General features: G+C 70.5%; 5 protein-coding genes. All 5 read right to left on the reverse strand.

Annotated elements, in window-relative coordinates:
* Positions 1-1,233: serine/threonine protein kinase (locus D7W81_RS38450; protein WP_208721647.1), on the reverse strand; the 1,233-nt coding region annotated here is incomplete at its 3' end.
* Between the two features lie 101 nt (positions 1,234-1,334).
* The gene (locus tag D7W81_RS38455) at positions 1,335-3,236 is read right to left on the reverse strand and encodes a serine/threonine-protein kinase (protein WP_120560329.1); all 1,902 of its coding nucleotides are present in this window, start codon (positions 3,234-3,236) and stop codon (positions 1,335-1,337) included.
* A gap of 65 nt (positions 3,237-3,301) precedes the next feature.
* The gene (locus D7W81_RS38460; RefSeq protein WP_120560330.1) at positions 3,302-4,207 is read right to left on the reverse strand and encodes a glycoside hydrolase family protein; all 906 of its coding nucleotides are present in this window, start codon (positions 4,205-4,207) and stop codon (positions 3,302-3,304) included.
* Positions 4,208-4,255: 48 nt separating this feature from the next.
* The gene (locus D7W81_RS38465) at positions 4,256-5,326 is read right to left on the reverse strand and encodes an MBL fold metallo-hydrolase (protein WP_120560331.1); all 1,071 of its coding nucleotides are present in this window, start codon (positions 5,324-5,326) and stop codon (positions 4,256-4,258) included.
* A 73-nt stretch (positions 5,327-5,399) separates the two neighbouring features.
* On the reverse strand, positions 5,400-6,899 hold a 1,500-nt coding region (locus D7W81_RS38470; protein ID WP_120560332.1), incomplete at its 5' end, for an ELWxxDGT repeat protein.

A 6,899-nucleotide genomic window follows, 5' to 3' on the forward strand; every position in this document is an offset into this window, starting at 1 on the left:
CAGGGGCTCGGGAGGCTCGGGAGGCGGGGGGGTGGACGTGAGGAGCCAGAAGCAGCTGGCGCCGATGGCCAGACCCGTGGTGCTCAACCCCAGCGCCCACTTCCTCGAAGAAGGCGGCGCGAGCGCGGCGGGGGCCTCCACCTCCTCGATGCGGGACTCAGGCGGGGGGAGCCTTCCGGTGTTGAGCCGCGCCCTGGGAGGCGGGGACGGCCTTTCGGGTGCGGGGGCGTCCTCGCTCCACGACCGCAACTCCTCCTGGAAGGAGGCCGGAACGGGCAGCTCGCGTCCCTGCGCGAGCAGGTCGTCCCGGAACAGCATCCGCAGCAGATGGGCGACGCTGAGCGAGGACACCCCCGGAGGGTTCGAGTACAGGAACCCCGCGAGCGCCTCCGCGAAGGCGTGGCTGGATTCAAAGCGCTGGTCCCGCTCCGGATGCAGGGCCTTGCGGACGATGCGGCTGAGCGCTTCCGGCAGGTCTGGCCGGAGCACGCTGGGGGATGGAACCTCACCGCTTGCCACGCGCATCATCACGACCTGCGGAGGCCCTTCCACGGGCAGCTTGCCGCAGAGCAGTTCATACAGCACGACACCGGTGGCCCAGACGTCCGTGCGCGCATCCACTTCCTCCCCACGCGCCTGCTCCGGGGAGAAGTAGAGGTACTTGCCCTTCACCACGCCCGGGGCTGTCTTGAAGCCGCGAAGGAGCTGCGCCTTGGCGATGCCGAAGTCGACGATCTTGACCTGGCCCTCGTAGCCAATGAGCACGTTGTCCGGAGAGATGTCCCGGTGGACGATGCCCAGCGCCCTGCCACTGCTGTCCGTGCGCGTGTGCGCGTAGTGCAGGCCCCGGCACATCTCCATCGCGACGAAGACCGCCACCGGGATGGGCAGCCCGCCCAGCTCACTCCTCACCGCGCGCTTGAGGACGCGGTGCAGCGGCTGGCCGTCCACGAACTCCATGGCGAGGAAGTACTCACTGTCCACCCGGCCGAAGTCGAAGACCTGCGCGACGTTGCCATGGGACAGCGTGGCGGAGATGCGCGCCTCGCTGATGAACATGGAGGTGAAGGCTTCGTCGTTGGCGAACTCGGGAAGGACCTTCTTGATGAGGACAGGCTTCGTCACGCCCGCATCGCCTACCAGCTGCGCGCGCCACGTCTCCGCCATGCCGCCCCGGCCCAGCCAGGACACCAGCTCATACCGCCCGAAGACGTCGCCTTCTTGCAGTGCCATGGGCGGGCATCCTAAGCCCAGATTCCGGGGAGGGCAGGATGACGGCTGCCATTCCGCCCGCCTGTCTGCTGGGGATGTCCGCGAGTGGAACTCCTGCCCGCTCAGTCCGCCGCGCCGCTCTTTCCAAGCAGCCCAACGACGCGCGCCCGGCGGGGATGGTCCGCGGGGGCGAGCTTCAGGAAGGTCTCGTAGTGCTGCGTGCTCTCACGCGGATGGTTGAGCTTCGCGTGGACATCCCCGAGCATGAGATGGCATTCCGGCACGCCCGGGTTGTTCTGAGCGCAGTCATTGGCGGCTTCCAATGCCGCGTCGTAGTCCTTGCTCTGCATCAGGCCGGAGACCTTCTGCTGCACCTCCTGCTGCTTCGTCTTCACGAGCGAGCCGACCTTCTGCTGCACCTCCTGCCGCTTGGAGTCGAGCAGCCCGAAGACGCCCTTCTTGGGCGCGGGGGCGTCCTCCACGACGGCGGGAGGCGGCGGCTGGACGGCATTGGCCGCGACGATGGTGGGCGGTGCGACGTCCTCGACGACCGGGACCGGCTCCGGAGCCGCTGCCTGGGCCCGCTGGGTGGCGCGGACAGGCCTGGCGGAGGACTTCCGGGGGGTGTGCGCGGGCGGTGCCGCTTCGGGCTCGGCGGGGCGCTCCACCGGAACCTCCGCCACGGCTTCCGGCTCCGGGCTCGGCGCCGGGCTCGGCGCGGGCGGTTCGGGCTCGACCTTCGGGGCGGGGGCTGCGACCGCGACGGCTTGGGCAATGGGCGCGGGCTGCGCGACGGGCTCCGGTGAACGGGAGCCGACGAAGAGCCAGAGACAGGCTCCCGCCACGGCCAGGCCTCCCGCCGCGCTCGCCCCGTAGAGCACCTTGCGCGAGGGACCCGACGGAATCGTGGGGGCTTCGGATTGCGTCGTGTCGATGGGCGGCGGCTTCGCGGCGGCGCGCGCGATCCGCCGCGTCTGGACCTGCTCCGGCGGCGGGGCATCCAGGAGCTTCGCGAGCCCGGGCCCGCCCCACTTCCTCGCCTCGTCGCGGAAGGCCTTGGGCACGGACAGGTCGCGGCCCTCGTTCGTCAGGTCGGCGCGGAACAGCACCCGCAGCAGGCTCGCGAGGCTCAGCGAGGAGAAGCGCGGGTAGTGGGCATGGAGGAACTCCGCCAGCGCATCCCCGAACGCATGGCTGGACTCGAAGCGCTGCTCCGCATCCGGAGCCAGCGCCTTCATCACCAGGTCGTTCAACTCCTCCGGCAGGTCCGGCCGGAGCACCGTGGGCGCGGGGACCTGCCCGTGGGCAATCTTCATCATCACCGTCTGGGGCGGCCCCTCCACCGGCAGCTTCGCGCAGAGCAATTCGTACAGCACGATGCCGGTGGCCCAGACGTCCGTGCGCGCGTCCACTTCCTCTCCGCGCGCCTGCTCCGGGGAGAAGAAGAGGTACTTGCCCTTCACCACGCCGGGCTCCGTCTTGTACCCGCGCTGCAGCTGCGCCTTGGCGATGCCGAAGTCGACGATCTTGACCTGGCCCTCGTAGCTGACGAGCACGTTGTCCGGGGAGATGTCCCGGTGGACGATGCCCAGCGGCCGGCCGCTGCCATCCGTGCGCGTGTGCGCGTAGTGCAGGCCCCGGCACATCTCCATCGCGACGAAGACGGCGACCGGAATGGGCAGTGCGCCCAGGCCCGCCTTCAGCGCGCGCTTGAGCACCTTGTCGAGCGGCTTGCCGTCGACGAACTCCATGGCGAGGAAGTACTCGTCCTCCACCTGCCCGAAGTCGAAGACCTGCGCGACGTTGCCATGCGACAGCGTGGCGGAGATGCGCGCCTCGCTGATGAACATGGAGATGAAGGCCTCGTCGTCCGCGTACTCCGGGAGGACCTTCTTGATGAGCACGGACTTGGTGACACCCGCGGCCCCCATCAGCTGGGCGCGCCAGGTCTCCGCCATCCCGCCCCGGCCCAGCCAGGACACCAACTCATACCGTCCGAAGGTATCTCCGGCTTGCAGTTCCATATGGGGCGCGCATCCTACCCGGAACGCGCGAAACCCCGAATGCAGGCCCCCTGCCTGCCGGGCTCTCAGGGAGACGGCTTCGCGGCGCCAGCGGCCAGCGTGACGTACAGGCGGCCCAGCTCGGTCAGCTCACCGGAGGCGCCCAGCAGGTTGATGGAGGGGATTTCGTTGTTGCGCCCGGAGAACCACGCGTAGCGCTCGATGGCGGGCTCCGTCTCCAGGTAGCCAATGGCATCCACCATGTACTTCTTCTGCACGTCCACGGTGATGCTGGTGGGAGGCTTCAGGTCGCCACACGCGAACTCCGTCAGCCAGAGGGGCTTGTCGTACTTCTTGAACTGCTCCACGTACCACTTGAGCGCGCTCAAGTCGCACGCGTACCAGTGGATGGCAATGGCATCCACCTGGCAGCCCGCGCAGGCCTTGAAGAAGGCATCCAGGTACACCACCGGGTCGCCGAAGGTGACGCCGTCCTCCGTCACGCAGTCGCCGCAGTAGTTCACCGCCGGGGACACCAGCTTGAGCCCCTTGCGGCGGGCGACCTCCTCCAGCACGGGCCACAGCGCCGCGGCCTGGCGGGGCGTCTTGTTCGCCTGGGATTTGAAGTTGGGCTCGTTGAACCCCAGCAGGTACCGGGCACCCGCCGGAATCTCCGACTCCAGCTGGGCCACCGTGGGCGTGCCGCCCCAGGCCATGGGGACGAAGGAGACGTTCTCGGAGACGTAGACGCTGGCGGCGCCGGCCTCCGGGCGGGGCGACCAGTTGTACCACCAGCTCATCCCGGGGGAGAGCGCCTTCAGGTCCTCCGCCGAGTGATAGCCATACCCGAGCCCCCGCTTCGCGCTCTTCGTCCCGGCGGGGGCCGGGTCGTCTGTCTGGGATTGCGCCCCGGCCGCCGGGTCGCACGCCAGCAATGGCAACAGCAGGACGGCCAGGGGCAGCGCGACAAGGAGCCGGGGGGCGCGGGGCATGGACAAGGACTCTACGCCCGGGGCTCGGGTGGGCGTCGAGTCCTCACGTCACGGCGCCAGCCGGGGCACGAGGCGGGGCTCGCCCACGTCGCGCCACCACGGCGTCACACCCTCCACGCGCGAGGGCTCCAGGCTCCGGCCCAGGCCCGGCGTGAAGAGGCGCACCTGCTGCTCCGTGGCCAGCCGCACCAGCGTCTCCACGGGCTCGTCCCACGCGTGCAGCGCCAGGTTGAAGGTGCCCCAGTGCACCGGCATCAGCGGGCCGCCGCCCAGCATCGCGTGCGCCTTGAGCGCGTTCTCCGGGCCCAGGTGGATGCCGGCCCAGCTCGGGTGGAACGCGCCCACTTCCATCATCACCAGGTCGAAGGGGCCGTGCCTCCGGCCAATCTCCTCGAACTCCGTCGTGAGACCGGTGTCGCCGCTGAAGAACAGCCGGTGCTTGTCCGTGGAGATGACCCACGACGCCCACAGCGTCGTGTTGCGGTCGCCCAGGCCGCGGCCGGAGAAGTGCTGCGAGGGCGCCGCGCGGAAGGCCACCGGGCCCACGCGGTGCTCCTCCCACCAGTCCAACTCCGTGATCAGCTCCGGCGCCACGCCGAAGGCCTCCAGGTGGCGGCCCACGCCCAGCGCGGTGACGAAGGGCACGCGCCGCTTCGCCAGCGCCGCGATGGTGCTCCGGCACAGGTGGTCGTAGTGGTCGTGCGACACCAGCACCGCGTCCAGGTCCGGCAGCGCGTCCAGCGCTACGGGCGTGGCGTGGAAGCGCCTGGGGCCCGCGAAGGACACGGGCGAGGCCCGGTCACCGAAGACGGGGTCGGTCAGCACGCGCGCCCCGTCCACCTCCAGCAGCATGGTGCTGTGGCCCAGCCAGGTGACGCGCAGGCCGGTGTCCGGTGCGCGCGCCCAGGTGCCGCGCGGGTCGTCCACCGGCAGCGGCGCGGGCGGCGTGCGCTGCGTGCCGCCGAAGAAATACTCGCCCAGGAGCGGCAGCGGGTTCCCCTGGAGGCCGGGCCCCACGGGGGCGGTGTTGCGGAAGCCTTTGCCCTCGAACTGACGGGAGGCGCGGCTGCGTTCGAGGCGGAGTCCCGCGCTGCGCGCGCTGTCACTGACGGTGGGCATGCGCGGGTGTCTAACACCCACGCCTCCGCCCGGCACGGTCACCCGCCTGGAGTCCAGGCGGGCGGGGGAGCGCCTACTGTGCGTCTTCCGGCGCCACGCAGGTGTTGCTGAGCGCGCTGGACCAGAGCTGGGAGTTCAGCGTGTCGTCATAGGCGCTGAAGTAGACGCGGCTGCCCAGGCGGAAGAACTCGCGCGGGTAGGAGGACGGGTCCGGCTGGGGCTGCACGCCGATGTTCTTGAGGAGGCGCGTCCCGGCCGGCGTCCCGTTGCTCACCCAGGGCTCGATGCCCGTCGAGGCCTGATACGCGCTGAAGAAGACCAGGTTGTCGGCCGCCGCGTACACCGGCGAGTTGTACTCGTCCGACAGGCTCAGCGGCCGGCGCAGCAGGGTGGTGCCCCCGGCGGTGCCGTTCGTCACCCACAGCTGCGTGTCGCGCGGCGCCGGGCTGTCGCTGCTGATGTTCACGGCGAAGTACAGCTTCTTGCCCCCGGGCGCCTGGCTCACGGCGTTGATGCGGGGGAACGCCGGGCCCTGCGACGCGTAGTCATTGGGCAGCGTGACGACGGGCTCCGGGTTCCCGCCCGCGAGCGGTACGCGGTAGAGCACCATGTACTGGGTGCTGTAGGAGGTCGTCGTGACGTACGCGTACGCACCCAGCGCGCCCAGCACCTGCATGTTGCGCGTGGAGCCGAACGATGCCAGCCGCAGCGTGCCGCCCGCCGTGCCATTCGTCTTCCACAGCTCCGACAGGCCGCTCTCCTCATCCAGCTTGAAGAGCGTGAGCGCTCCAGAGGTGCGCACGTCGTTCGGATAGGTGTCGGGCCCCTCGTCCAGCCACTTCAGCTGCACGGTGCCCGCGGAGGTGCCGTCCGTGCGCCACAGGGTGATGCCGCCCTCCAGCTCGCGCACGAAGAACAGCAGCGCGTTGCCCTGCTTCGCGTCCTGGGCGCTGACCTCCACGCTGGTGCCGAAGTCGCGCAGGCGCACCGTGCCCGCGGCGGTGCCGTCCGACTTCCACAGCTCGTGGCGCGTGGTGAAGACGGTGGTGTCGAACACCTCCCGGAAGAAGACCGCGGTGGCGCCCGTCGCCGTCAGGTGCGTGAGGGACGAGTCCTCCGTGCCCGGCGTCAGGTCCTTCACCAGCCGGGTGCCGGCCGTCGTCCCATCACTCACCCACAGCTCGTTGCCATGCACCGTGTCCGGCGCCTGGAAGAAGAGCTGCGCCGGGGTGGCGGCGAGCCGCGACAGGCGCGGCGTGCTGGTGCCCGCCGTCGCCGCGAAGCTCCGCACCGGCGTGGTGCCCGCGTCCGTGCCGGTGCTGCGCCACAGGCCCCGGCGGCCGTCCTCGAAGTTCACCGCGAAGTGCAGCGTCCCCTTGAAGTCCACGAAGGCCCCCGGCCCCATCGCGAAGCGCGGGATGCCCAGCTCCGAAGGGGGGAGAATCGTCTTCACCCGCTGGGTGCCCGCGGCGGTGGGCAGGCAGAGGGCCTCGGCCGTGACGTCTGGCGCCAAGGTAGGCTCCTGTGCGAGGCCTGCTTCCGCCCCCTCCTCGGGAAGCGCCCCGCCGCAGCC

The sequence above is a fragment of the Corallococcus aberystwythensis genome, from assembly GCF_003612165.1.
Classification (GTDB): Bacteria; Myxococcota; Myxococcia; order Myxococcales; family Myxococcaceae; genus Corallococcus; species Corallococcus aberystwythensis.